Origin of the sequence: Mesorhizobium sp. B2-4-6 (genome assembly GCF_006442775.1) — a bacterium.
Lineage (GTDB): Bacteria > Pseudomonadota > Alphaproteobacteria > Rhizobiales > Rhizobiaceae > Mesorhizobium.
The window spans coordinates 167,986-190,600 of the sequence record NZ_VFVI01000006.1; the positions used below are offsets into that span (position 1 = coordinate 167,986).

The window sequence follows — 22,615 nt, forward strand, 5'->3', positions numbered from 1 at the left end:
CGGCCAGTCGTTCTCTCCGTCCGAACGTTTCGAGCGGGTTTCGTTCCGAATGCTCTGGGCTTGATCCCCGGCGAGATCGAATTCGTTGCTCAAGATGCCGGCCCTCCACTGTCGCCGCGGAGGCTGGGCGGACGCCAAGATGCGCCATGACCTCGCAGCCATGACAACACGCGGGTGCTTTGCCCATCGGTCCGAGAGACACGGACCCGGGTCTGGTTCTTGCCGGCGCCGAGGCGCAGCTCGGCGGCGGCAAACAGCCGATCGACGATCATGTAGTTGCCGCGCACGCGATAATTCACCAGCTCGGACGTATCGCCTTGCGATCCCACCACGAACAGCGGCGGCATCTCGCCCTGACCGATACCGCGGGGGAACTCGATGAACACCTGCCTGCCATCGTCGAAGGCGCGCAGCGGCCGCCATGGCGCACGATCGCCGGTCACCTCGTAGCGGAAATTGACGCGCGACAGATCGATGCCCGTCGACACCGGCTGCGCCGCCTCAGCCTGTTGGTTCTGGCGGTGGAGAGCCACGAGCTGGTCCTGCGGATACTGCCACGAGACCGAGGCCATATAGGTCGAGGGCGTCGAGCGCAGCTCCATGTGATAGCTGCGCCGGTCGGTGTTGATGACGAGATTGGTGAGAAGGTCGGCCCGCGTAGGCTTCACCAGGATGTGGATTTGCTTGGTCCCGCCCGAGCCGCTTTCCGTATCCCCGATGATCCAGCGTACGGTATCGCCGGCTGCGACCGGTCCGGAGCCGACCAGCTCTTCCCCTGCCTGCAGCGCGATGTCGGTGATCTGCCCTGGAGAAGCATAGACTTGATAGAGCGCGCCATCGACAAACGGATAGACCTGCATCGCGTTGATGAAGCCGTCGCGGACGGGCTGGACACGTGCGGCCTGGTTGGCAAGGTTCACGCGAGCGGCGGGATCGCTCGGCTCCGGACTGGGCTTCGCGCTCTTGCCTATCGGCTTCAACTGGCCGGGAAGCGGCAAAGGCTTCGCAAGCTCCACCACCTTGACGGGTCGGGGTGGGTCGACGGCTTGCATGGCCGGGGCCGGATCCTCATAGGAAATCTCCGGGGGCTTATGCGGGCTGGCGCATCCCGCGAGCGCCGAAGTGCCGAGCAGAAATGCCGGAAATGCTATCTTGCTCAAGGCCGGCATCGCGCGGCGCAGGAGCGGCGGGCGCACGGCAGGGGCGGATTCGCGGGTTGCGGGCGTCATTGGCCAAGCTCCTTCGACCAGTTGATGGCGTTGATGTAGATGCCGAGTGGGTTCTTCCTCAGCGTGTCGGCGTCGCGCGGGGGCTGGACGACGATGGTGACGATGGCGGACCAGCGCTCGGTGGAAGCAAGCGAGCCGTCCTGGTAGCGGCGCTCGATCCAGGCGATGCGGAAGCTCGCCGGAGAGGCGCGGATGACCGACGATACTTCCACGGCCACCTGCTGCTTGCCGATCCTGGTGAAGGGATCGTTGGCGCGCGCATAGTCGTTCAGAGCCAGCGCGCCGCCCTGCGTGGTGAAATCATAGGCGCGCAGCCAGTTCTGCCGCAGGATGACAGGATCGGCCGGGATCGACCTCACCTGTTCGATGAAACGCGCGAGATAGAAAGCGATCTGCGGATCGCTCGGCTGATAGTCGACAGCGGCCGGTCCCACAGCCTGGGCCTGGCCGAGCCGGTCGACCTGCACCACCCAGGGCACGATCGAGCCCCTGGCTGATTGCCAGACGAGAGCACCCGACATACCTGCGGCGAGGGCCAGGGAGCCGAAGGCCATGTAGCGCCAGCTGCGGGCCTGCACCCGGGCCGAACCGATGCGCTCGTCCCATATCTGTGCGGCGCGCTGGTATGGCGTCTCCGGTCGAGGGGATTTTCCGTAGTGCGTGGACGGTCGTTTGAACATGCTCAGTCGCTTTCAGACAGGTTGATCGAGGAGCCGCCGCCATGGCTGTCGCCACTGCGAACGGCGTGAGCGGCTGCCTGGACGCCATGAGTCATCTGTTGCGATCGCTTCATGCGCTTCGCCCAGGCGGGCTGGCTTTCGGGGACGCGCGGCGCGACGCCGGTGGAGCCGCTCGGCGCAGCGTTCCCGCCGATCGTTCCAGCGCTGGATGATCCGCCGGTCATCTCGAAGGCGGCGCGGGCGCCGGCGTGGTGACTCTGCTTTATCCCGCCAGAGGCTTGATTGGCCCCGCGCTTCAGGGGCGAGACGGCAGCCTGGGCGCCAGCGGCGGCGACGCCACCCAACCCCGACGCTATGGCTGAGAAGTCGGATCGACCGGCGGCGCCGAGCTGGTAGGCTGTGGATGCACCGCCCACGGCCGCGGCGCCACCACGGGCCGCCGCACCAGCAGCGCTGGAGAACGCCGCGCCGCCCGCTGCGACGGCGCCTGCGGCCGCCGTTCCTGCCGCGACCACCCCGCCGGCGGCGAGACCTGCGCCGACTGCCGCGCCCGCACCGAGTTGCGGGCCGCCGGAGACAAGGCCGTTGGCAATGCCCGGCCCGAATATGCCAAGGCCAAGCAGCGACAGCGCCGCGAGCACAATCGCCATGGCGTCGTCGATCGACGGGGTGCCTGCGCCGAACCCCGAAGTGAATTCCGAAAACAGCGTCGAGCCGATGCCGATGACGACGGCCAGCACCAGAACCTTGATGCCGGAGGAGATGACGTTGCCGAGCACGCGCTCGGCCATGAAGGCGGATTTGCCGAACAGACCGAACGGGATCAGCACAAAGCCGGCAAGCGTCGTCAGCTTGAACTCGATCAGCGTGACGAAGAGCTGAACCGCGAGGATGAAGAAGGCAAGCAGCACCAGCGCCCAGGCGAAGAACATGCAGGCGATCTGGATGAAGTTCTCGAAGAAGGACCAATAACCCATCAGGTTCGAGATCGAGTCGAGCAGCGGCCGGCCGGCATCGAGCCCGGTCTGCGCCACCTTGCCCGGGCGCATCAGATCGTCCACGGCGAAACCTGTGCCCGATGCCTTCAGGCCAAGCCCCGCAAAGCTTTCGAAAACGATGCGGGCGAGATTGTTCCAGTTGGAGATGAGGTAGGCGAAGACGCCGACGAACAGCGTCTTCTTGACCAGGCGCGCCAGAATGTCGTCGTCGGCGCCCCACGACCAGAAGAGCGCCGCCAGCGTAACGTCGATGACGATCAGGGTGGTGGCGATGAAACCGACCTCGCCCCCAAGCAGCCCAAAGCCGCCGTCGATGTAACGCGTGAAGACCTCGAGGAAATGGTCGATGACCCCGGTGCCGCCCATCGTCAGCGGACCTCCAAGCCGGAGGGCGCGCGCAGCGTGAATGGGGCGTTTATCCCCTTATCGTTCCCTCCCTTCCCGTCCGGATCTTCCGGTGCCGGCACGTTCGGGAAGAGCGTTGCCGGCCGAGCGGGAGCAGGCGTTGCCGCCGGTGCCCGCTGGCGCAGAAACCGGCGCCGGGTCTCCGCCCAGGCCCTCAGACAGCCAGGATCGCGGGGGCCGGCCTCGCCGATCTGCGAGCAGCGCAGCAACTCGGCCGCAAGCGGGTCTCCTGGCGCTATGGAATGGTCGCGAAGCGCGAGCGGTTCGGAGTGCTGGTGAGCGCTCTTCATGGCAATCAAAGCCGCCGCAAGCGCTGCCGCAACGAAGATGACTGCAGCTAGGCGGGCGAACATCCTGCTGTCCATCGCGCGCCTCAGTTCTTGCCATAAAACATCTGCGCATTGCCGGGCTGGTAACCCGGGCCCTGCGTCAGAAAACGGCGGCGCTGTTCCCTGCCCTGGTCGGCGGCCGTGGCCTGCTCGGCCGATTGCAAGGCCTGCGCCCGGCCGTTGGCGGCGACCACAGCGGTGAGATCAGCGAGCTGCTGCGCCTGCAGGGCGAGGAGCTGGTTGCCGGCCTGGGTTGCCTGGAGCGCGCCGGTGGCGCCCTGGCTCTGACCGACCAGTGCCGACATCTCGGAGCGATTGGCGTCGATATTGCCGACGACGCCGGCCTGCACGCGCATGGCGTCCTGAAGGCCACCGACTGTGTTTCGCCAACGCGAGCGCGCGTCGGTGACGAGTTGCTGATCCGACGCCGACAGCGGGACGGCGCCGTATTTCTGCTGGAAGGCCTGATCGATCTGCTGGACGTCATAAGCAATGTTCTGCGCCTGGCCGAGCAGTTGCTGGGTGCGCTGCACCGACTGCTGAAGCTCCTGCAGCGAGGAGAATGGCAGGCTCGCGAGATTGCGAGCCTGATTGATCAGCATCTGCGCCTGGTTCTGAAGCGAGGTGATCTGATTGGTGATCTGCTGGAGCGAGCGCGCAGCCGTCAGCACGTTTTGTGAATAGTTCGAGGGATCGAAGACGATGAAGGCATTCGCCGGGTTCGCCAGCATGGGCGCGAGACTGACGGGAGCGAGAGCGAGCGCGGCGAACCGAATGGCGACGGGACAACGCGTTTTCATGAGGACTTCTCCTTGCTGGTGAAAGCGGGGGTTTTGGAAGCGGAGCTGGTGAGGCCGGGCACGAGCTCGGCCGCCCAGCCGAGGCCGCGGTGGCCGAGCCAGGCCGCCAGGAAGCCGTCGCGGCCATGTTCGGCGATTATTCTCGCGATCGCGGCCTGGTCGGTCCTTGCGGATGCCGCGCAGAGCGCAAGAGCCACATCCGACAGTCCGAGCTCGAACAGCCTGTTGCCGCGGCGGGACTGACAATAGTAGTCGCGCTTTGGGGTCGCGCGCGCGATGATCTCGATCTGCCGGTCGTTGAGCCCGAAGCGGCGGTATATCGCCGTGATCTGCGGCTCGATGGCTCGCTCATTCGGCAGAAGAATCCTGGTCTGACAGCTCTCGATGATCGCAGGCGCGATCGCCGAGCCGTCGATATCGCTGAGCGACTGAGTGGCGAAGATGACGCTGGCGTTCTTTTTACGCAGTGTCTTCAGCCATTCGCGCAGCTGGCCGGCAAAACCCTCGTCGTCCAGCGCAAGCCAGCCTTCATCGATGATGAGCAGGGCTGGCGAGCCGTCAAGCCGGTCCTCGATGCGGTGGAACAGATAGGAAAGGACCGCGGGCGCGGCGCCCGTTCCGATCAGCCCCTCGGTCTCGAATGCCTGCACCGAGGCCGAGCCGAGGCGCTCGCGTTCCGCATCGAGCAACCGGCCGTAGGGACCGCCGACACAATAAGGGCGAAGCGCCTGCTTCAGATCGTTCGATTGCAGCAGCACAGCCAGGCCGGTGATGGTACGCTCCCCGACTGGCGCGGAGGCGAGCGAGGTCAGTGCCGTCCAGACATGCTCCTTGACCTCAGGTGTGATCGCCACGGCCTCGCGGGTCAGCAGCGCCACGATCCAGTCGGCCGCCCAGGCGCGCTCCGGAATGTGGTGGATGCGAGCGAAAGGCTGCAGGCTGACACTTTCGGTGGCTTGGTCGCTGAGATCGCCGCCGAGATCGTGCCAGTCCCCGCCCATGGCGAGCGCGGCCGCGCGGATCGAGCCGCCGAAATCGAAGGCGAACACCTGCGCGCACGGGTAGCGGCGGAACTGCAGCGCCATCAGCGCCAGGAGCACGGACTTTCCGGCGCCGGTCGGGCCGACGACCAGCGTATGGCCGACGTCGCCGACGTGAAGCGAAAGCCGGAACGGGGTCGAGCCTTCGGTCTTGCCGAAGAGCAGGGGAGGCGCTGCCAGATGCTCGTCCCGTTCCGGCCCCGCCCACACCGCGGACAGGGGAATGATGTGGGCGAGATTGAGGGTGGAGATCGGTGGTTGCCGGACGTTGGCGTAGACATGACCCGGCAGGCTGCCAAGCCAGGCGTCGACGGCATTGATGGTTTCGACGATCGCGGTGAAGTCGCGACCCTGAATGACCTTTTCGACAAGCCGCAGCTTCTCGTCGGCGACGCCGGGATCATCGTCCCACACCGTCACCGTCGCGGTGACGTAGGCCATGCCCGCATAGTCGGCGCCGAGCTCCTGCAGCGCCAGGTCGGCGTCGGCGGCCTTGTTGGCGGCATCGGAGTCGACAAGGACGGATGCCTCGTTGGTCATCACCTCCTTCAGGATCGCGGCGATTGATTTTCGCTTGGCGAACCACTGACGGCGGATTTTGGTGAGCAGCCTGGTCGCATCTGTCTTGTCGAGCAGGATGGCGCGCGCCGACCAGCGGTATGGGAAGGCCAGTCGGTTGAGCTCGTCGAGCAGACCCGGCGTGGTCGCCGTCGGAAACCCGGTCACTGTCAGGACACGCAGGTGCGATCTGCCGAGCCGCGGCTCGAGGCCGCCGGTCAGCGGCTGATCGGCGAGGACCGCGTCGAGATACATCGGCGTTTCGGGAACGCGAACGCGATGGCGATTGGTTGAGACGCAGCCATGCAAATAGGTCAGCGTCTCGGCGTCCTCGAGCCAGCGGCATTCCGGCATGAAGGCCTCGACAAGGCGAAGAACGCGATCGCTTCGGTCCGCGAACCCGGTCAGCGCCTCCTTGGGATCAAGACCTTTTTTCTGCCGTCCTTCGTAAAGCCAGTTCTCCGCGCGCGCGGTGTCTTCGGCAGGCGCGAGGTAGGTAAAGGTCAGGAAATAGCTCGATTCGAAATGCGCGCCGATCTCCTCGAAGTCGGCCTTGCGCTCGGCGTCGACCAGCGCGGAGGCCGTGTCCGGAAAACGGCTGTCGGGATAGCGGGTCGAGGGATGACGTTGCGCCTCGGCGAAGACCGCCCAGCCGGAACCGAGGCGGCGCAGGGCATTGTTGATCCGGCCGACGACAGCGACCAGTTCGGCGGGAACGGCGCTGTCAAGGTCGGGACCGCGAAACCCTGCAGTCCGCTGGAAGCTGCCATCCTTGTTGAGGACGATGCCGGCTCCGACCAGGGCCGCCCAAGGCAGGAAGTCGGCAAGGCGGCTGCTGCGATTCTGATATTCCGCAAGGTTCATCATCGAGGAAACCCGTCAAGCGGTGAGATGCGCCGGGATGCGCAGATGCCGGCGAACGACATCGACGAAGAGCGGGTCGCGCCTGGCAGCCCACGCGGCGGCGAGATGGCCGATCGCCCAGATCGCGATGCCGGCAAGCCAAAGACGCAGCCCCAATCCGACGGCGCCGGCCAGCGTCCCGTTCACGATGGCAATGGCGCGCGGCGCGCCGCCGATGAGGATCGGCTCGGTCAGAGCCCGATGGACAGGGACGGCGTACCCCGGCACTGCATGATCATGCATCGGCCCGCCTGGCTGCACAGTGTTCGCCATCAGACCAGCGCTCCGCCGGCAAACGAGAAGAAGGACAGGAAGAAGCTCGACGCCGCGAAGGCTATCGAGAGGCCGAACACGATCTGGATCAGCCGGCGGAAGCCGCCCGAGGTGTCGCCGAAGGCGAGTGTCAGGCCGGTGACGATGATGATGATCACCGCCAAGATCTTGGCCACCGGCCCCTCGACCGACTGGAGTATCTGTTGCAGCGGCTGTTCCCACGGCATCGACGACCCGGAGGCATAAGCGGGCGCCGCAATCACCAGAGTAAGCGTGGCGAGCAAAGTGGTGGTGGCGAGACGATGGCGCGCAAGGCGCAGGCATTGCATCACGGACGTTTTCCTTCTTCTTGAGTGAGCGTGGTTTGCTTGCCGGCGCCCTCCAGGAGCGCTGGCGCGACCCGGTAGTCGCCGTCGCTGCGAAGCCCTTCGATCCGGGCGAGCTCGGTCAGTCGCCGCGCGGAGCCGCGGCCGGAAAGAACGGCAATAATGTCGATCGTCTCGGCAATCAGAGCACGGGGCACCGTGACGACGGCCTCCTGGATGAGCTGCTCCATTCGTCGCAGCGCGCCGAGGGCGCTTCCGGCGTGGATCGTGCCGAGACCGCCTGGGTGGCCGGTTCCCCAGGCCTTGAGCAGTTCGAGGGCCTCGGCTCCGCGTACCTCGCCGACCGGGATACGGTCGGGGCGCAGGCGCAGCGAGGAGCGAACGAGATCAGAGAGCGATGCGATGCCGTCCTTCGTGCGCATCGCCACGAGATTGCGCGCGGCGCATTGCAGCTCGCGCGTATCCTCGATGATGACGACGCGATCGTCGGTTTTGGCCACTTCGGCCAGCAGCGCGTTGATCAGCGTTGTCTTGCCAGAGGATGTTCCGCCGGCGACCAGGATGTTGGCGCGGGCGGCAATGCCCTCACGCAGGATGTCCGCCTGGCGCGCCGACATGAACCCGCCGGCCACATAGTCGTCGAGGGTGAAGATTGCGACAGCCGGCTTGCGGATCGCGAAGGCCGGTGCCGCGACCACCGGCGGAAGCAGCCCCTCGAACCGCTCGCCGGTCCCAGGAAGCTCTGCGGACACGCGCGGAGCAGACGGATGCACCTCGGCGCCGACGTGGTGCGCAACCAGGCGGATGATGCGCTCGCCGTCCGCGGCCGACAGACGCTCGCCGCTGTCGGCCAGGCCCTCGGACAGCCGGTCTATCCAAAGTCGCCCATCCGGGTTCAGCATCACCTCGACAATGCCGACATCGTCGAGATAGCGCGCGATCGCCGGTCCGAGCGCCGTGCGCAGCATGCGGGCGCCGCGCGCAAATCCTTCTGAGTTGTGATGTGAAGCTGTCATCCCAGTCCCCGTTTCGATCCGGGAAGACGAGTTGGCCACCCGGACGGGGATGATTAAGAGAACGGTATTTTGGGCCGCTGCAACAGGTTTATCGAGGCGTCGTAGCGCGGCGTGTAAAGACAGGAGAAAGGCGGTGCTTGCGCTTACAGCCTTTCCATTGGATTTGGGCCGTCAATGGCAGGATCCATACGCGATTGCGTATACTACGACTTTATACGCATTTGCGTATTAAATGGATTTATACGCGACCGCGTATATTGACATATCATACGCGAATGCGTATATGGCGCTGCGGAGACTTATCATGACCGACCAGATCGCTCGCAATGAAAAGCAACTCGGCGCCATTCTGCGCCGCGCTCGCCGACAGGCCGACCTAACGCAAGAGGCGCTTGGCAATCAAATTCGCCTGCGCCAGGCTACGGTGTCCCGCCTTGAAGCCGGCGAGCCAGCGGTGCAGCTCAGCACTCTGATGGCCGCTCTCTCAGCCCTCGACCTCGAGCTCGTGGTTCGCTCACGTAGCAAGGGCAGCGCCGCCGAGATCGAGGATCTGTTCTAATGGCGCGGCGGCCGATTCACTCGCCGCTGAATGTGTTCCTGAACGGACGCCTAGTTGGTGTGCTGCGCAGGGAATCGACTGGCGCAATAGACTTCCGGTACGCCGGCGAATGGCTGGACTGGCGCGGTACCTTCCCGGTCTCGCTCTCGCTTCCCTTGCGAGAGGACCGCTATATCGGCGCGCCTGTGATCAACGTCTTCGATAACCTGCTTCCCGACAACGACACCATCCGCAAGCGCGTAGCCGAACGGGTCGGCGCGGAAGGCACCGACGCCTACAGCATGCTCGCCGCCCTCGGTCATGACTGCGTCGGAGCGCTGCAGTTCCTGCCCGACGGCGTCGATCCGGGCAATCCTGGCAGCAGCGAGGGCAAGCCGGTCAGCAGACAGGAAATCGCCGGAATAATCGAAAACCTCGCAACCGCTCCTCTCGGCCTCGGTAAGGATGAGGATTTCCGCATTTCGATCGCCGGCGCCCAGGAAAAGACGGCGCTATTGCGCAAGGACGGGCGCTGGTTCAAGCCAATCGGCACGGCGGCGACCACCCATATCCTGAAGCCGCAGATCGGCCGGCTGCCCAACGGCATCGACCTCTCCAATAGCGTTGAGAACGAGTATCTGTGCCTCAAGCTCCTCGAGGTGTTCGACGTGCCTGCCGCCAAGACGGAGATCGCGGATTTCGGGGGACGCCGCACGCTGATCGTCGAGCGCTTCGACCGGCTGTGGGCCCGCGACGGCCGCCTCCTGCGCCTGCCCCAGGAGGATATGTGTCAAGCGCTATCGGTCCCGCCGACACGGAAGTACCAATCAGAGGGCGGTCCCGGCATCGTCGAGATTGTCGAACTTCTAAAAGGCAGCGATACGCCCGAAGACGACATCGCGGTTTTCCTGCGCGCTTGCATCGTATTCTGGCTGATCGGCGCCACCGACGGCCACGCCAAGAACTTCAGCATTTTTCTCGGGCCCGGCGGACGGTTCCGCATGACACCGCTCTACGACGTACTGACCGCGCAGCCCAGTCTTGACGTCGGACAGATCCCTCGCAAAAAATTCAAGCTTGCGATGTCCGTCGGCAAGAGCCGGCACTATTCGATGCATGAAATTATGCCCCGCCATTTCGTGCAGACCGCCGAGGTTGCAGGCGTGGGGACATCCCTGATGCGCAAGATCTTCGAAGATATCGCCGCAAATGCCGAGAAGTGGCCCGACGTCGTGATTTCCAAATTGCCTCGTCACTTTCCCGCGCAACTCGTCGAGTCTGTCAGGTCGGCAATAGCCAGGCGCGTGATGCTTCTGTCTGAGACCTACTGATCGAGTTCCAAGGACGCTCGGACAAGAAATTCAGGCTACCCGATCGGCATTCCACATCGACATCATGCGCGCAAGCCAGATGCGCCGGGGCAAGGATACGCGGAGCCTCGAAAGGATACGCGGAGCCTCGAAGCAGTGGCCATACCAGCGCCAGTGACTGTCACCGGCCATGGGCGGTCTAACTTTCGCGTATTTCAAATACGCGAAAGTTAGACTCTACCGCCAAATCCCGCGGTGTCGCCACACCGATGTCGCGCCGCAGCTAAGACTACCTTTTCTCGACGCCCGGATCGATATCTTCCGAAATCTCCTGCCGCAGTTTCGGGCCCTTCGCCAGGCGCCTGCCCAGCGCCGTGACGAAAGCCTCATAACGTTCGCCCGCCTTGGCACGTGCGGCCTGCGCGGCGGGCTCGGGCAAGGCAGGCGTGGTCGCGAGCCAGAAGCGCACAAACACCGCCAGCGTCTCGATCGCGATACCGATATCCCGTTCCTGCCGGTTCAGCCGCCGGTCGACCTGGTCGAGGCGTTTGGCGATCGCTGCCTCGCGACGTTCATCGGAATCCGGCGACAGGAACGAAGCGATCGCTGCCTCGGCAACCATGGACTGGGACTTATCGCGCCGGGCCGCATAGTCGGCAAGCACCGTCATCACAGCCGGATCGAGATAGACAGAGATCTGGACCTTCTTCTTGCTGCTGGTCATGCGCCTTACAACTCCATGCCGTCATCAGGATCGAGGGACACCTGTCGCGCCACGCCCTGCATCAGGCCGGTCAGGCGACGGTTCGCGATCAGCGCATCATCGTCGGCGTCGTCCACAGAACCGATCTCGAATTCGTTCTCGATCGGCGCCGTCTTCTCGACCGGATGTGTCCGGCTGAGCTCGGGCTGCAGGCGGCGCTCCGATTCCGTCGCATCCTCGCTGCCCTGCCTTGATGTACCGGACCTTTCTATGCGTTCCGAGCAGGCGAGGATCGGCAGATGGCTCCAGTCGTCCGCATCGCGATCCTGCGATCGGGCAGGCTCGGGAGGCGGCAGCACGCGGTCGCGAAAGCGGACATCCTCGTAATAGCGCGCCTTCTTTGCCCTGATCGGCGGCGTCCCCGCCAGCATCACGATCTCGTCCGTGGGCGGAAGCTGCATGATTTCGCCGGGGGTCAGCAACTGGCGCGCCGTCTCTTGCCGCGACACCATGAGGTGTCCCAGCCAAGGCGAAAGCCGGTGGCCGGCATAGTTCTTCATCGCCCGCATCTCGGTTGCCGTTCCCAGCGCGTCCGAAACGCGCTTGGCGGTCCGTTCATCGTTCGTGGCGAAGCTGACGCGCACGTGACAATTGTCGAGGATCGAGTTGTTCGGCCCGTAAGCCTTCTCGATCTGGTTCAGCGACTGCGCGATGAGGAAGCTTTTCAGCCCATAGCCTGCCATGAAGGCCAAGGCTGACTCGAAGAAGTCGAGGCGCCCGAGCGCCGGAAATTCGTCGAGCATGAGCAACAGCCGATGGCGGACCGTGTTTCTGTGCAAATCCTCGGTCAGACGGCGCCCGATCTGGTTGAGGACGAGCCGAATGAGCGGCTTCGTCCGGTTTATGTCGGATGGGGGTACCACCAGGTAGAGCGTCGCTGGAACCTTGCCGCCGACGATGTCGGCAATGCGCCAGTCGCAGCGCCGCGTCACTTCCGCGACGATGGGATCCCGGTAAAGGCCGAGGAAGGACATGGCGGTCGAGAGCACGCCCGAGCGCTCGTTGTCGGATTTGTTGAGCAATTCTCTCGCCGCGCTGGCGATGACCGGATGCGGACCGGCTTCTCCAAGGTGGGCGGTTGTCATCATTGCGGCCAAGGTGGACTCGATCGGCCGCTTTGGATCGGAGAGCAAGGCGGCGACGCCGGCGAGCGTCTTGTCCTTCTCGGCATAGAGGACGTGCAGGATGGCGCCGACCAGCAGCGCGTGGCTGGTTTTTTCCCAGTGGTTGCGCTTCTCGAGGCTTCCTTCCGGGTCGACCAGGATGTCGGCGATGTTCTGGACATCGCGGACCTCCCATTCGCCGCGGCGGACTTCGAGCAAGGGATTGTAGGCGGACGATTTCGCATTGGTCGGGTCGAACAGCAGGACGCGACCGTGCCGCTCACGAAACCCGGCGGTAAGCTGCCAATTCTCTCCTTTGATATCGTGGACGATCGCTGAGCCAGGCCAGGTAAGCAGCGACGGCACCACCAGCCCGACACCCTTGCCGGATCGGGTCGGCGCGAAGCACAGCACATGCTCTGGCCCATCGTGGCGCAGGTAATGGCGATCATAGCGCCCGAGCACCACGCCATCCGCTCCGAGCAGGCCGGCAGCCTCCACCTCCTTCTTTCCGGCCCAACGTGCTGAGCCGTAGGTGTAGACATTCCTGATTTCGCGCGCCCGCCAGACCGACATGCCGATCGCAACGATGATCGAAAGGAAGCCGCCCGAGACGGCGATCAGCCCGCCTTCCACGAAAATGGCCGGGGCATAGGCATCATAGAAGTACCACCACCAGAACAGAGCCGGCGGGTAATAGACGGGAACGCCTGCGACAGCGAACCAGTGCGGCCCGAGCTGTGGCTGAAAGCCGAGTCGCCACGCTGTCCATTGTGTTGCCGTCCAGGTCGTCGACAGGACGATCAGGAAGACTGCCAGGATCTGGCCCCAGAGGATTTTCGTGGCGGACATCGTCGGACCCTTTCTTTCCGCTGCTAAAGGCCGAGCCCCCGATTTCGGGCAAAGCTCCAGTCGACGCCGCCATCGGCTCGGGCGACGCCACTGACATGCTGGCCGAGACGATTTTCGAGCGAGGGCGTCCAGGGAACGAGTTGGAAGCCAAGGCCGTCGTCGATCAGGGCAAAACGACCGGAGGCGAGCGAAAGGCGTCGGCGGTAGGTGCCAGCAACATGGTCGCCGCTGGCGGCATGGTTGAACGGCTGTCCGCTGTCGGTCGCGAGCTTGCCGCCAATCGCCTCCAGTTCGCGGCGGCGCAGCGTATCAAGCAGGTTGCTCGTGAACTTGATCCGGTTGCCTTGCCGCTCTGCCAGTCCTTGCTCGAGAAGACGCCGGGCGCGGCGCTCCAAAGCGTCCTGGACGTTGGCGCCGAAGCCGGCTTGGGCGAGTTCCGCGGGCTTGCGCGCGAGGGCTTGGCGATCAAGCCACGTCGCCCCTGGCGCCTCGACTTGTTCATCCAGAGTGAGATCGGAGCGAACCGCCAGCGCAACCCGACGTTGGCCGCGCGCGTCGTCGAATTTGCGCAACTCGACGATCGACCCGGGCGCGCTATCACCAGCCGCTTCAAGACCGGGAAGCCTGATGTGATGGGTGCGGCCATCCACGCCATCGACGACGGCGTAGGCCGTGCCGCGCAGTTCATCATCGAGCCCGCGATCGATGAGCCGTCCGACAATGGGTGTATCGAGACTTTCGGCGGCCAGAACATAGCTGCTTGAGCCACGCTCGATACCTCGCCCGGTCATCGCGCGGTGCATTCGCTTTATGATGTCGCCGCGCTCGCCAAGCTCGCGCAGAATGGCTTCGGCCTTGTCGCTGATCACCCATTGGCCGGATCCGACGTGATCGGCGAGGCCAAGAACCTCAAGCCTGCGCAGGCGACCAATCTTCAATGCGCGATACTCGTCGGGTTGCGAACTGGCGGACGGAGCCAGGTCGATGAGGCCGGTGTTGCGGCTGTCGCGAAGCAACTGGCGATCGAGTTGCGTCCAGCGCTCGGACTGTACCTGGCTTTCCAGCGAGCGGCGGATGTCGAGATCAGTGCGCGGCCCCAGTTCCTGGGTGATCAGGTCGCGAGCCCGGTCGCGCGTTCCTTCCTTGATGTAATCGCGCGAGATGACGAGATCCTCGCCGTCATCGCGCACACCGCGAACGATGAGGTGAACGTGCGGATGCTGCGTGTTCCAGTGATCGACGGCCACCCAGTCGAGCTGTGTGCCAAGGTCCTTTTCCATCTGCGCGACAAGGTTGTGGGTAAAGGATTTGAGATCCCCCATCTCGAGGGCATCGTCCGGCGAGACGATGAATCGGAAATGGTGCCGGTCTTCCGCTGTGCGCGTCGCGAAGGCTGCGCCATCGGCGTCATTCGCGCCCGACCCAAACATCCTCCCCTTCTCTCCATCCCGGGTCACGCCCTCGCGACGCAGGTAGCCGAGATGGGTTGCCAGTGGCGCCGCGCGCGCGGAGTGACGGACGACACGCGCCTTGACGACAGCTCCGCGCGATCGCGAGGTGATCAGGCGATTGGCCTGGATGCTGGCGCGTTGACCGTGGCCAAAACGGGAGCGGCTGCCGGGGACGATCCGGCCCGATCTTGAGATGCCGCCGCCAGCCCTTTTCGCGGCGGCAAGCGCCTGGGCAATGAAGGGCCGTGCCCGCTGGGCGCGATTTGAGCGAATGCGGCCGGGCCGAATGCGAAACTCGCGTTCATCGGCCATGACGCGGACCCGCAATGTGAAGAATAACCTTTGCAAGCAACGCCTTGGGTCGTGATGCCACATTGCGGCGAATGGCGACAATGTGCGGAGCTCGCCAAAATCCCGAGTGAAACCAACCGCTCGACCGAGGCGCAAAGTGCGCCCTTTTATCCTGCCATCTCCCGGTTGCTCTGACTGCCATCAGCCTCCACACACGCCATGCCGCGCTGGAGCCTGCGATTGTGCGACAAGGACGATCTAGCCTCATGGGTGGACCCCTCTCGCCGGTTCGCTTCACGAAGAGACCCGCCGACGGCGGCACGAGGCCAGAGACATCACGAACGACTGTCGCGGAGACAGTGCTATTCGGCGGCCGGTCGGCCATCGGGACGACGACGGACGGCGCGCGATCCGGCCAACGCACAAACAGCGCGGCATGCTTGCAGGGGACTGCCGTGACGGGGGCGGTGGCGAAAGGGCGAGCGGTCGCCAGTCCGCGCGCGAGCGGAGAAAGCGCTGCGACATAGGCGCGGGTCTCGTCGGGTAGCGGACGCCCAGCGAGGTATGCTTCGTAGCGCGCAGGTCCCGCATTGTAAGCGGCCAAAAAGCCCGGCGAGCCGAAGCGATCATGCAGCTCGCGCAAATACGCCGTGCCAGCCAGGATGTTGTCACGAGGATCGAAGGGATCGGCACCGAGCGACCAGCGGGCGCGCAAATCCTCCCAGGTGCCGGGCATGATCTGCATCAAGCCACGGGCGCCTGCGCTGGAGACAGCACGCGTGTCACCTGCACTTTCCTGGCGCATTATGACGCGGATCAGTGCAGCCGGAACGCCAAAGCGATGCGAAGCTTCGCTGACGTGTGCGGCAAACGGGTCGCGTTGGGACGACCGTGCGATGGCCGGGTCCTGCGCAACCGCCTCCGGTGGTAAGCCGGTTGCGATGGACAGTCCGCAAAGCAGCGGTAGAGCCAAACGCCGGGCGGCGCGAAGCCGCCCGGGCGCATTGTGACGGCTCGTTGGCCAAAGGCCCGCGAACATCGCTCACTCCTTTTCGCCGCGCTCGCGCGGGCGCGACCAGTGCAGCGACCACGACGTCTTGTCGTCGCCATTGCGAAAGAGGCTGGCGCGTATCGGCTGCGCCAGGACGGGGTCGTCGAGCTGTATAGAGACGAAGTCGCCGGCCTTCTCGCTGGAGCGTCTCCAGCCTGCGCCGATCTCGGGGCCGTCCTCGTTGCCGGCATGGACGCGATAGTCAGGTGCGTTCTCGCCATCGCTCGCCTCTGCTGCCACGATGACGATATCGAGGTTGAGGCTGAGCGTATGGATGCGTCCGCAATAGCCGGTCTTCTCGCGCGTGAACTCTCCGATCTGCTGCATGTCAGGCTCCTATTCCTGTGACAGTGCGGTGATGAGGTCGGCGCCAGAGGCGCTGCCGCTCGCGCGCTCACCGCGTTTGCGCGCGCCGTTCGAAGCGACCGTCGTCAAACCCGTAGGTCCACAGCGGGGTGGCACGGCCGATGATCCGATCGGTGGGAACGAGGCCGAAGTACCGACCGTCGAGGCTGTCGCGCACCTGTCGATTCATAAGAAAGACCTCACCCGTCGCGACGCGTCGGCAGCCCTCCCAGACAGGCAGGGCACGGCCTGTCTGGTCGCGCCGAAGCGCCATGCCAGCGAGGGCGCCGTCGACGGTTATGAGGAGGCCCGATCGGCACACGCATTGCCCGGACGCCGCCAGGATGTGCTTCAGGAGTGGCACGCCCCTCGGCAGATAGCCGCGATCGGCGAGGAAGGCGGCGAGCGGCTCGGGCGCGTTCACGGCGACCAGATCGCCCACCACCGGTGGTTCGTCAAAGTCGATTAGGTAGAGGCCGAGCGGCGCGCTGGCTGATGCGTTCCAGATCATTCGGACCGGCATCGGCACGAAAGCCGGATAGCCGACGGCCAGACTCGCGACGGCACCGACCAGGATGGGCGCCGCGCGCGTCACAGCCCTACCCTCCTGCGCAGAAAGGCCGCGCGATGCTGTTCGAGCGAATAGGCGCGCGGCTCCTGCCCGGCGGCGATGCGGTTGTTGATGTGGCGCCAGTGATCGGGCGACACTGACGCAGGCTCTATGCCAAGGCGCTCAATGGCGTCGATCGTCCGCAGAACGTGGTCAACCCAGGCCCATCCTTCGACTTTCAGCAGGATCTCGCCGCCTGGACGAACGAACGGAAGCGTCTGATAGGCTTCGCCGGGCGACACCGCCTGCACGATGTCGAGGCGCGAGATGACCGTGCCGAAGTCGCTCGCGGCCCAGCGTACGAACGCGAAGACCGCGCCGGGCCGGTAGGACAGGACGCGCCGGTGGCGGTCAACGATCTGCTCGTGGGAATGGGTGCCGAAGCGTATCCAGCTCTCCTGTCTCTTCGCCATCCAGATCAGTTCGACATGGACGAGATTGTCGGATAGCTGGGGCGCGGCGGGGAACGCAGGACGCAGGCGTGGAGCGGCGATGCACGGCATGGAAGTTGCTCCTGGCTTTGGCAGAGAATAGCGCTCGTTTCTCGTGCTGCGCGGCGGCGACGGTGACGCCGCGCGGCAGCGGCGTCAGCCGTGTCAACTCAGCGCGAATATCGTCCGTCATGTGCAGTTGGTGCAGGCGTATGCCGCTTGGCCGGCAGAACCGAGCCGCGAGGATCCGATGTGGAGGTTACGGCGCCTCGCTCGGCCCAGGCCTGGAGATCGTCGACCGCATAGACGACGCGGCCACCGAGCTTTTTGTAAGCAGGACCCGTGCCGTAGGTACGGTGCTTTTCAAGGGTACGGGCGGACAGGCTGAGGAAATCAGCAGCTTCCTTGGTGCGCAGAAAGCGCGGCGGCAACACGGCGATATCGGGTCGCATTGGATCGGAGCTCCGTGGGGTTTCGGGCTACCGCTGACATCCAGCGGCGGACAGAGACCACAGTGGCGGAGGATGGGCTTCGGAAGGGATGGGGAAGTTGCGGGGTGCCAAAATCCCACCCCATCGCCTGAGCCGGAAGAGCTAGGCTCGTCGCCGATGGCGCAGTATTTGCAGATAGCCGCCGCCGATAAGAGACGTGGCGCCTTCAACCAGGCCGATCACCGCATCGCGAAGAGCGGACGTTTTCCAAGGATCGGCGGCGATGCGGCTCAGCCCATAGAGGGCGATTGCAATGTCGCGATAGCTGGCGCCGTTCGAACGGCCATCAGCGGCCTGCATCATCAGGCGGAAGCGGCGTCGCTGCTGCGCAGTCACTCGGGTGTCTGGCGGCACCGCGCGGCCCTGCCAGGAACGCCAGAAGCGGGTAAGCGCCTCGATCCGGCCCAGCGTCTGTGCGTCCAACGGGATCAACGCCGCCAGTTGACCGTGCGCGTCGCTGCCAGGCAGGAAAAGAAGTTGTGTCAAGGCGCGGGCATTGTGAAGCGCGTGGCGCCCTTCCGGGCTCTTGTGCTCCTCGCCCAGCGCCGTCAAAGGACCGGAAGAGGCCGACGACAAGAAATCGGGTGTGCGAACAAGAGGAAGCACCGCCGGATCGACGTCAGGCGACCAGAGGACCTCTTGCGCCAATGCGGACAAGTCGGGCCTGGCCGGGAAATCGCAGCCCCCATATCCGCTGTAGCTCAGGCGTTATCGGCGCTTTTTGAGCTCTCGTCGCCAGGAGCAGGCGATAGTGCCGTTGATAGGGTTTGTGACGCCGCAGGCATTCCCAGGCGAGCCCTTCGACTGGTAGAGCATCGAAATAGTCGTAGCTGTCATGGTCTCGCCAATGGGATGTATCCGGCGTCATCTGAAGAGCTCCTCGCGATAGCGTGCAGCCCCCGCCTCAAAACGATTCCGGCTAGCGAGGTCTCACGGAAGCCCGTCACCCGGCATAGGGTGATGCCGCTTCGGCATCACCCCGCGACCGGTAGAGGCTTTAGCGCTGGCTGTCGGCTTGACGCAGAAGATGGCGGTAGCCGGCGCGTGCCATCCAGCGCGCACGCGCCAGATGGCTGTCATGGATGCGCCGTGCGCGCTGCGGCTCTTTCGCCAAATCAATGCCGAAGAGGATCTCGACCACTTCGCGCCAGTCCGCGCCGTCATCGGCCGCATCGAGCAGGCGCGCGTAGAGCTTGATGTGCTCGCGGTCATATTCGGTAAGTTCGTCGGCAGTCGGCGCCAACTCGTCAAACGGCTCAATCATTGCTGGTCTTCCTATCAACGGAGTGAAGGACGCATTTTACAGGTTCAGCTTGCGCTGGGTGCGTGGTTCAGAAGCATCAGGCGATGCGATCACGGCATCGCCCCCTCCCTAGCCGGCGATACCGCCTGTTTGTCAGAAGAAGGCCCCGGCTGTCGGCCGGGGCCTTCTCGGACTATCAGTCGCGCCGCGCGCTTGGCCGCGACCAGATGAGCGAGAAGCCGTCTCCCTCTTCGTCGTCGAAGAGGTTGGCGTAGATCGGGGCGTTGAAGCTCGGATCGTCGAGCTTGAGGCCCAGATAGTCGCGGCCCTCGTTGGAGCGCTTGGACCAGGCGGCGCCGATCTCGGCGCGGCCGACCACGACCCGGTGGCTGGGAGCGTTCTCGCCGGAGGCGCGCGTGTCAGGGACGATGCGCACGTTCTTGGCCTGGACGCTGAGGGTGACGATCTCGCCGGTGAACTCGTTCGAGCCGGTCTTCTTGAAAGAACCGATGGTAGCCATTGTAAGTCTCCGTTTTCTGTTTCCGAGCCCGCACCATTGCGGCCTCGATGGCGATCGGCAGGCCGGAGGCGATCGACGGCGCACCCCGAAGGGGCCTGACAGGCAAGGAGGACTTTCTTGTCTCGCGAGGAATGACGGCGCCTCGGGGTCCCCACGCGACTTGTCGCGTGGGGTGGGGCCCCGGCAGGGGAAGAAAGTTGGACGCGGCTGTTGCGTCATAGGCGATCGAGGCGCAGCCGGCCTTCGGTCAGATCAGGCCATTGAAGAGGCCGTTTGGAGCGGTTGAGACACGGCCAAACAACGGAGAAGATGGCGGCCGTCCCGCATCGGACAAACAGGTGTCACCGCGTGCCTACCGGCTTCGTCTCCCTCCGGCCTGGCCTACACTGCTCCACCCTTGCCGCCCTCGGTATGATCGCCCCTCGCCGGCCATTTGGCCGCCGAGACATGAGCGTGCCCAGGCAGCGCTCCAGCGACCACCGCTTTTCCGGGTAGCGCGTCGATCCCCGCCGCACACGCCCATCGCAACCGCATGGGACAACGGGGGCCAATACGCCCGTTGCTGCTTTGACACCCGTGACGGCAGGACGAAGTTTAGGCTTGAGCAAGATCCCGGCCGCGCGGGCCCTGGGCCGCCGCCATTCCCTCGACCCGCACGAAGGCGGTGAAGCCGACCGCGATCGCGCCGATGACGGAGAACGTCATCCGCCAGGCGTCGGACGGCATGAAGGGCTTCACGATACCATGCGTCGCGTGGAAGCCAGCGATCGCCGCCGGCGTGACGAAGGCAGCCGCCACGATCAGCTTCAGCCACGTAGGCCGAACGAAGGTCATGAGCAGACGCCCGGCCGCGAGCGCGGCGGCGGCCGCGACGGCGCCGACCAGGATGGCGCCGGGAAGGCCAGCGCCTGTGCAGTGCGCGCAGGCGCCCGCGGCCAAACCGATAAACGCCGGTAACGCGAAGACAGCGAGGGTGGACAACAGCCAGCAAAGCAGACCGATCGCTGCGAGGGATGCAAGTGTTGCCGGGACGATCACGGTGGTGGCCTCCGTGAGGAAAAGTCTGACGATCGCGCCTTCCACCACCACTAGGGCGCACCCGTAATATAGCGCAAGACCGGCAGTGCCGAGAGCGGAAATCTTCGGTGATTTCCGCCGTACCGGCCGGCGCGCGTCAGGGAGCGAAGGGATCGATCTCATGGACGATGGCGGCAATCTCGCCGTCATATTCGCTGGCGGGCGTGACCGACAGCGTGCCGTCGCCGGCCTCGAAGATGATGATAACGGTCATCAGCGTGGTGGCAAGGCTAAAGGCGAAGGCGTGGGCGTCGTTTGGGGACATTGATCCGGCTCCTGTTCCGAGCGGAGGACCATCCTCCGCTGACAGGCGCCCGATGTGTCGGACTGAGCGCTGCAATCACCGCGCAGGCCAAGCCGCAGCGGCGGCATGCTCGCATAGCCGACCCTTTACGGGTTGATGGCGTCAAGCGATCAGTCGGACCAAGGATTAGCGCAGATAAGCGGGCGGTGGTTCTTTCGAGGAACACCGCAGCCGATCTGATGTTTTCGAAAACTAGCGTTCAACCGGCGTGGCATCGATCCATCGCATCGCTGCCTGGTCGGAGTCTGCCGGCTGGCTATTAAAGGCGAACTTCGCACTCGGCGCCCGTTCGTGGAGGACGTTCACAAGCCGCTCGAACTGTTCGGCCATCCTGGGGAGCGTGCGAAGTCCGGCGCCGATAACAATGACGTCATAGGTCGTGCCGGACAGTGCTTCGATGGTTTGTCGCTCCACCGTGGCTGCGTCCTTTGTGAGTAGCAGCGTCGCCCTGTGCCCGGCCTCTTGTAACCGCGCTACTGAGCCGTTCAGGCCATCCATGACCTTGCGGGCAGTCATGTCTTTGGGCGCATCAGGCGCGTCAAAGTCGATCTGTGCGGGATCTTCGCCGATGATCAGAATGGATTTTGGCATGGATCTTCCTCTCGAGCCGGTTGTATAAGTTCAGTTGGTCGGCTAACGCTGACGGAGCCGACCAACTTCAGCGCTCCTAATGAACGCTTCCGTCAGCTATTTGTGTCGTTCGATGCAGGGGAAAAGGTGCGGCGCTCACGCGCCGCCGAACTTCCAGACCGGGATGCCGAGCTTCTTGGCCTTGTCGGCGAGGTTGTCGTTGATGCCGGTGCCGGGGAAGTGCATCACGCCCTTGGGCACGATCTCCAGGATTTCGTCGTTGCGCTTGAACGGTGCTGCCCGGCCATGCTTGGTCCAATCGGGTGCGAAGCCGATCTGCGGCACGTTGCGGTTCTTCGCCCAGAGGGAGGCGATCTTCTCGGCGCCCTTCGGCGACTTGCCGTGAACCAGCACCATGTCCGGGTGCTTTTCATGCACCTGGTCGAGCTTCATCCAGATGAGACGGTGATCGTTGTAGTCGAGCCCGCCGGTGACGACGACCTTTGGGCCGGGAGGCAGAAGGACCTCTTGCTCGGCTCGCTTCTTCGCAATCAGGAAGTCGCGGCTGTCGATTATCGCCGCGGTCAGATTGAGATGGTTGACCTTCGATCCGCTGCGCGGCAGCCAGGGCTTGCAGACGTGGCGCTCGTAATGTTCGGCGGCCTGGTCGCGCATTAGCTCGAAGGCGTTCTGGCGCTCAATCAGGGTGATGCCCTCGGCGATCAGGCGTTCCAGTTCGACCGATTTCACCTCGCTGCCATCCTGTTCGCGCTGCGCTCGCTTCTGGGCCAGCTCATTGTCGTCCAGTTCCCGGGCAATCCGGCCGGTGGCGCGGTGGAAGATGTTGACCGTCGACCACAGGAGACCGTCGAGGTCGGGTTCGAGGCGCGTGTCCTCAAGGGTGCCGATCAGGGCGTCGAAGATGTCGGCGATGGCGCCCGCGACCTCGATGCCGTCGGGCAGAAGCCGCTGATCGGGCTCGTCGGCGAAGGGGCGATAGCCGTGGAGCTGGAGTTCGTTGAGGATCTGGTCGGCGGGTGAGGATACTTGGGTAGCGTCATAGTCGTCGTGCTCGCGCATGGGATGCTCCGTCGTTTGGATCGCGGCC

General features: G+C 64.6%; 27 protein-coding genes. 2 read left to right on the top strand and 25 right to left on the bottom strand.

The window, feature by feature from the left end; all coding sequences use genetic code 11:
• Nucleotides 1–89 precede the first annotated feature (89 nt).
• Genes trbG through trbB form a run of 9 tightly spaced genes read right to left on the bottom strand, consistent with a single transcriptional unit; the run spans nucleotide 90 to nucleotide 8,557 of the window.
• The gene (gene trbG / locus FJ957_RS17535; RefSeq protein WP_246685878.1) at nucleotides 90–1,169 is read right to left on the bottom strand and encodes a P-type conjugative transfer protein TrbG; all 1,080 of its coding nucleotides are present in this window, start codon (nucleotides 1,167–1,169) and stop codon (nucleotides 90–92) included.
• Between the two features lie 56 nt (nucleotides 1,170–1,225).
• Complete coding sequence (gene trbF, locus FJ957_RS17540) at nucleotides 1,226–1,909, bottom strand: conjugal transfer protein TrbF (protein ID WP_140833404.1); 684 nt, start codon at nucleotides 1,907–1,909, stop codon at nucleotides 1,226–1,228.
• A 2-nt stretch (nucleotides 1,910–1,911) separates the two neighbouring features.
• On the bottom strand, nucleotides 1,912–3,273 hold the full coding sequence (trbL, locus tag FJ957_RS17545; protein ID WP_140833406.1) for a P-type conjugative transfer protein TrbL: 1,362 nt from the start codon (nucleotides 3,271–3,273) through the stop codon (nucleotides 1,912–1,914).
• A gap of 2 nt (nucleotides 3,274–3,275) precedes the next feature.
• Complete coding sequence (gene trbK-alt / locus FJ957_RS17550) at nucleotides 3,276–3,677, bottom strand: putative entry exclusion protein TrbK-alt (protein ID WP_140833408.1); 402 nt, start codon at nucleotides 3,675–3,677, stop codon at nucleotides 3,276–3,278.
• An 8-nt stretch (nucleotides 3,678–3,685) separates the two neighbouring features.
• Nucleotides 3,686–4,441, bottom strand: a complete 756-nt coding sequence (gene trbJ, locus FJ957_RS17555) for a P-type conjugative transfer protein TrbJ (RefSeq protein ID WP_140833410.1) — start codon at nucleotides 4,439–4,441, stop codon at nucleotides 3,686–3,688.
• The gene (gene trbE / locus FJ957_RS17560) at nucleotides 4,438–6,906 is read right to left on the bottom strand and encodes a conjugal transfer protein TrbE (protein ID WP_140833412.1); all 2,469 of its coding nucleotides are present in this window, start codon (nucleotides 6,904–6,906) and stop codon (nucleotides 4,438–4,440) included. The genes trbJ and trbE overlap by 4 nt, the downstream gene beginning before the upstream one ends.
• Nucleotides 6,907–6,918: 12 nt before the next feature.
• The gene (locus FJ957_RS17565) at nucleotides 6,919–7,215 is read right to left on the bottom strand and encodes a VirB3 family type IV secretion system protein (protein ID WP_246685867.1); all 297 of its coding nucleotides are present in this window, start codon (nucleotides 7,213–7,215) and stop codon (nucleotides 6,919–6,921) included.
• Nucleotides 7,215–7,544: a TrbC/VirB2 family protein gene (locus tag FJ957_RS17570; protein WP_140833705.1), complete on the bottom strand. Its 330-nt coding sequence runs from the start codon at nucleotides 7,542–7,544 to the stop codon at nucleotides 7,215–7,217. The genes FJ957_RS17565 and FJ957_RS17570 overlap by 1 nt, the downstream gene beginning before the upstream one ends.
• Entirely contained in the window at nucleotides 7,544–8,557 is a 1,014-nt protein-coding gene (gene trbB / locus FJ957_RS17575) for a P-type conjugative transfer ATPase TrbB (protein ID WP_140833414.1), read from the bottom strand. Before trbB ends, FJ957_RS17570 begins: the two co-directional genes overlap by 1 nt.
• 304 nt (nucleotides 8,558–8,861) lie before the next feature.
• Between trbB and FJ957_RS17580 the strand changes: the two genes are divergently transcribed.
• Nucleotides 8,862–9,116, top strand: a complete 255-nt coding sequence (locus FJ957_RS17580) for a helix-turn-helix domain-containing protein (RefSeq protein ID WP_140833416.1) — start codon at nucleotides 8,862–8,864, stop codon at nucleotides 9,114–9,116.
• Nucleotides 9,116–10,426, top strand: coding sequence for a type II toxin-antitoxin system HipA family toxin (locus tag FJ957_RS17585; protein WP_140833418.1), 1,311 nt, complete (start codon nucleotides 9,116–9,118; stop codon nucleotides 10,424–10,426). Before FJ957_RS17580 ends, FJ957_RS17585 begins: the two co-directional genes overlap by 1 nt.
• Before the next feature lie 268 nt (nucleotides 10,427–10,694).
• Here FJ957_RS17585 and FJ957_RS17590 read toward each other — a convergent pair whose 3' ends face one another.
• The 16 genes from FJ957_RS17590 to FJ957_RS17655 form a co-directional block, all read right to left on the bottom strand.
• Entirely contained in the window at nucleotides 10,695–11,129 is a 435-nt protein-coding gene (locus FJ957_RS17590) for a CopG family transcriptional regulator (RefSeq protein ID WP_140833420.1), read from the bottom strand.
• 5 nt (nucleotides 11,130–11,134) lie between these two features.
• A complete protein-coding gene (locus tag FJ957_RS17595; RefSeq protein WP_140833422.1) occupies nucleotides 11,135–13,123 on the bottom strand; it encodes a conjugal transfer protein TraG in 1,989 nt (662 codons plus the stop codon).
• A 23-nt stretch (nucleotides 13,124–13,146) separates the two neighbouring features.
• Complete coding sequence (locus FJ957_RS17600) at nucleotides 13,147–14,886, bottom strand: VirD2 family relaxase/mobilization nuclease (protein WP_140833424.1); 1,740 nt, start codon at nucleotides 14,884–14,886, stop codon at nucleotides 13,147–13,149.
• Nucleotides 14,876–15,904, bottom strand: a complete 1,029-nt coding sequence (locus tag FJ957_RS17605; protein WP_140833426.1) for a lytic transglycosylase domain-containing protein — start codon at nucleotides 15,902–15,904, stop codon at nucleotides 14,876–14,878. Before FJ957_RS17605 ends, FJ957_RS17600 begins: the two co-directional genes overlap by 11 nt.
• 3 nt (nucleotides 15,905–15,907) lie before the next feature.
• Nucleotides 15,908–16,243: a DUF736 domain-containing protein gene (locus FJ957_RS17610; protein WP_140833428.1), complete on the bottom strand. Its 336-nt coding sequence runs from the start codon at nucleotides 16,241–16,243 to the stop codon at nucleotides 15,908–15,910.
• A 67-nt stretch (nucleotides 16,244–16,310) separates the two neighbouring features.
• The gene (locus FJ957_RS17615; RefSeq protein WP_140833430.1) at nucleotides 16,311–16,856 is read right to left on the bottom strand and encodes a S26 family signal peptidase; all 546 of its coding nucleotides are present in this window, start codon (nucleotides 16,854–16,856) and stop codon (nucleotides 16,311–16,313) included.
• The gene (locus tag FJ957_RS17620; protein WP_140833432.1) at nucleotides 16,853–17,374 is read right to left on the bottom strand and encodes a DUF2840 domain-containing protein; all 522 of its coding nucleotides are present in this window, start codon (nucleotides 17,372–17,374) and stop codon (nucleotides 16,853–16,855) included. Before FJ957_RS17620 ends, FJ957_RS17615 begins: the two co-directional genes overlap by 4 nt.
• A 98-nt stretch (nucleotides 17,375–17,472) precedes the next feature.
• A complete protein-coding gene (locus FJ957_RS17625; protein ID WP_140833434.1) occupies nucleotides 17,473–17,754 on the bottom strand; it encodes a helix-turn-helix domain-containing protein in 282 nt (93 codons plus the stop codon).
• A gap of 141 nt (nucleotides 17,755–17,895) precedes the next feature.
• A complete protein-coding gene (locus tag FJ957_RS17630) occupies nucleotides 17,896–18,450 on the bottom strand; it encodes a DUF2285 domain-containing protein (protein WP_246685868.1) in 555 nt (184 codons plus the stop codon).
• Nucleotides 18,413–18,661 carry a DUF6499 domain-containing protein gene (locus FJ957_RS32290; protein ID WP_246685869.1) on the bottom strand — a complete coding sequence of 83 codons (249 nt, stop codon included), beginning with the start codon at nucleotides 18,659–18,661 and terminating at the stop codon, nucleotides 18,413–18,415. The genes FJ957_RS17630 and FJ957_RS32290 overlap by 38 nt, the downstream gene beginning before the upstream one ends.
• Before the next feature lie 129 nt (nucleotides 18,662–18,790).
• Nucleotides 18,791–19,057, bottom strand: coding sequence for a DUF2285 domain-containing protein (locus FJ957_RS17635; RefSeq protein WP_140833436.1), 267 nt, complete (start codon nucleotides 19,055–19,057; stop codon nucleotides 18,791–18,793).
• 175 nt (nucleotides 19,058–19,232) lie between these two features.
• The gene (locus FJ957_RS17640; protein WP_140833437.1) at nucleotides 19,233–19,556 is read right to left on the bottom strand and encodes a DUF736 domain-containing protein; all 324 of its coding nucleotides are present in this window, start codon (nucleotides 19,554–19,556) and stop codon (nucleotides 19,233–19,235) included.
• Nucleotides 19,557–20,150: 594 nt separating this feature from the next.
• Complete coding sequence (locus tag FJ957_RS17645) at nucleotides 20,151–20,594, bottom strand: hypothetical protein (protein ID WP_140833709.1); 444 nt, start codon at nucleotides 20,592–20,594, stop codon at nucleotides 20,151–20,153.
• A 136-nt stretch (nucleotides 20,595–20,730) separates the two neighbouring features.
• Complete coding sequence (locus FJ957_RS31845; protein WP_181180604.1) at nucleotides 20,731–20,898, bottom strand: hypothetical protein; 168 nt, start codon at nucleotides 20,896–20,898, stop codon at nucleotides 20,731–20,733.
• Between the two features lie 231 nt (nucleotides 20,899–21,129).
• Complete coding sequence (locus tag FJ957_RS17650) at nucleotides 21,130–21,528, bottom strand: hypothetical protein (RefSeq protein ID WP_140833439.1); 399 nt, start codon at nucleotides 21,526–21,528, stop codon at nucleotides 21,130–21,132.
• Between the two features lie 135 nt (nucleotides 21,529–21,663).
• Nucleotides 21,664–22,587, bottom strand: coding sequence for a DUF2493 domain-containing protein (locus tag FJ957_RS17655; RefSeq protein WP_140833441.1), 924 nt, complete (start codon nucleotides 22,585–22,587; stop codon nucleotides 21,664–21,666).
• Between the last annotated feature and the right edge of the window lie 28 nt (nucleotides 22,588–22,615).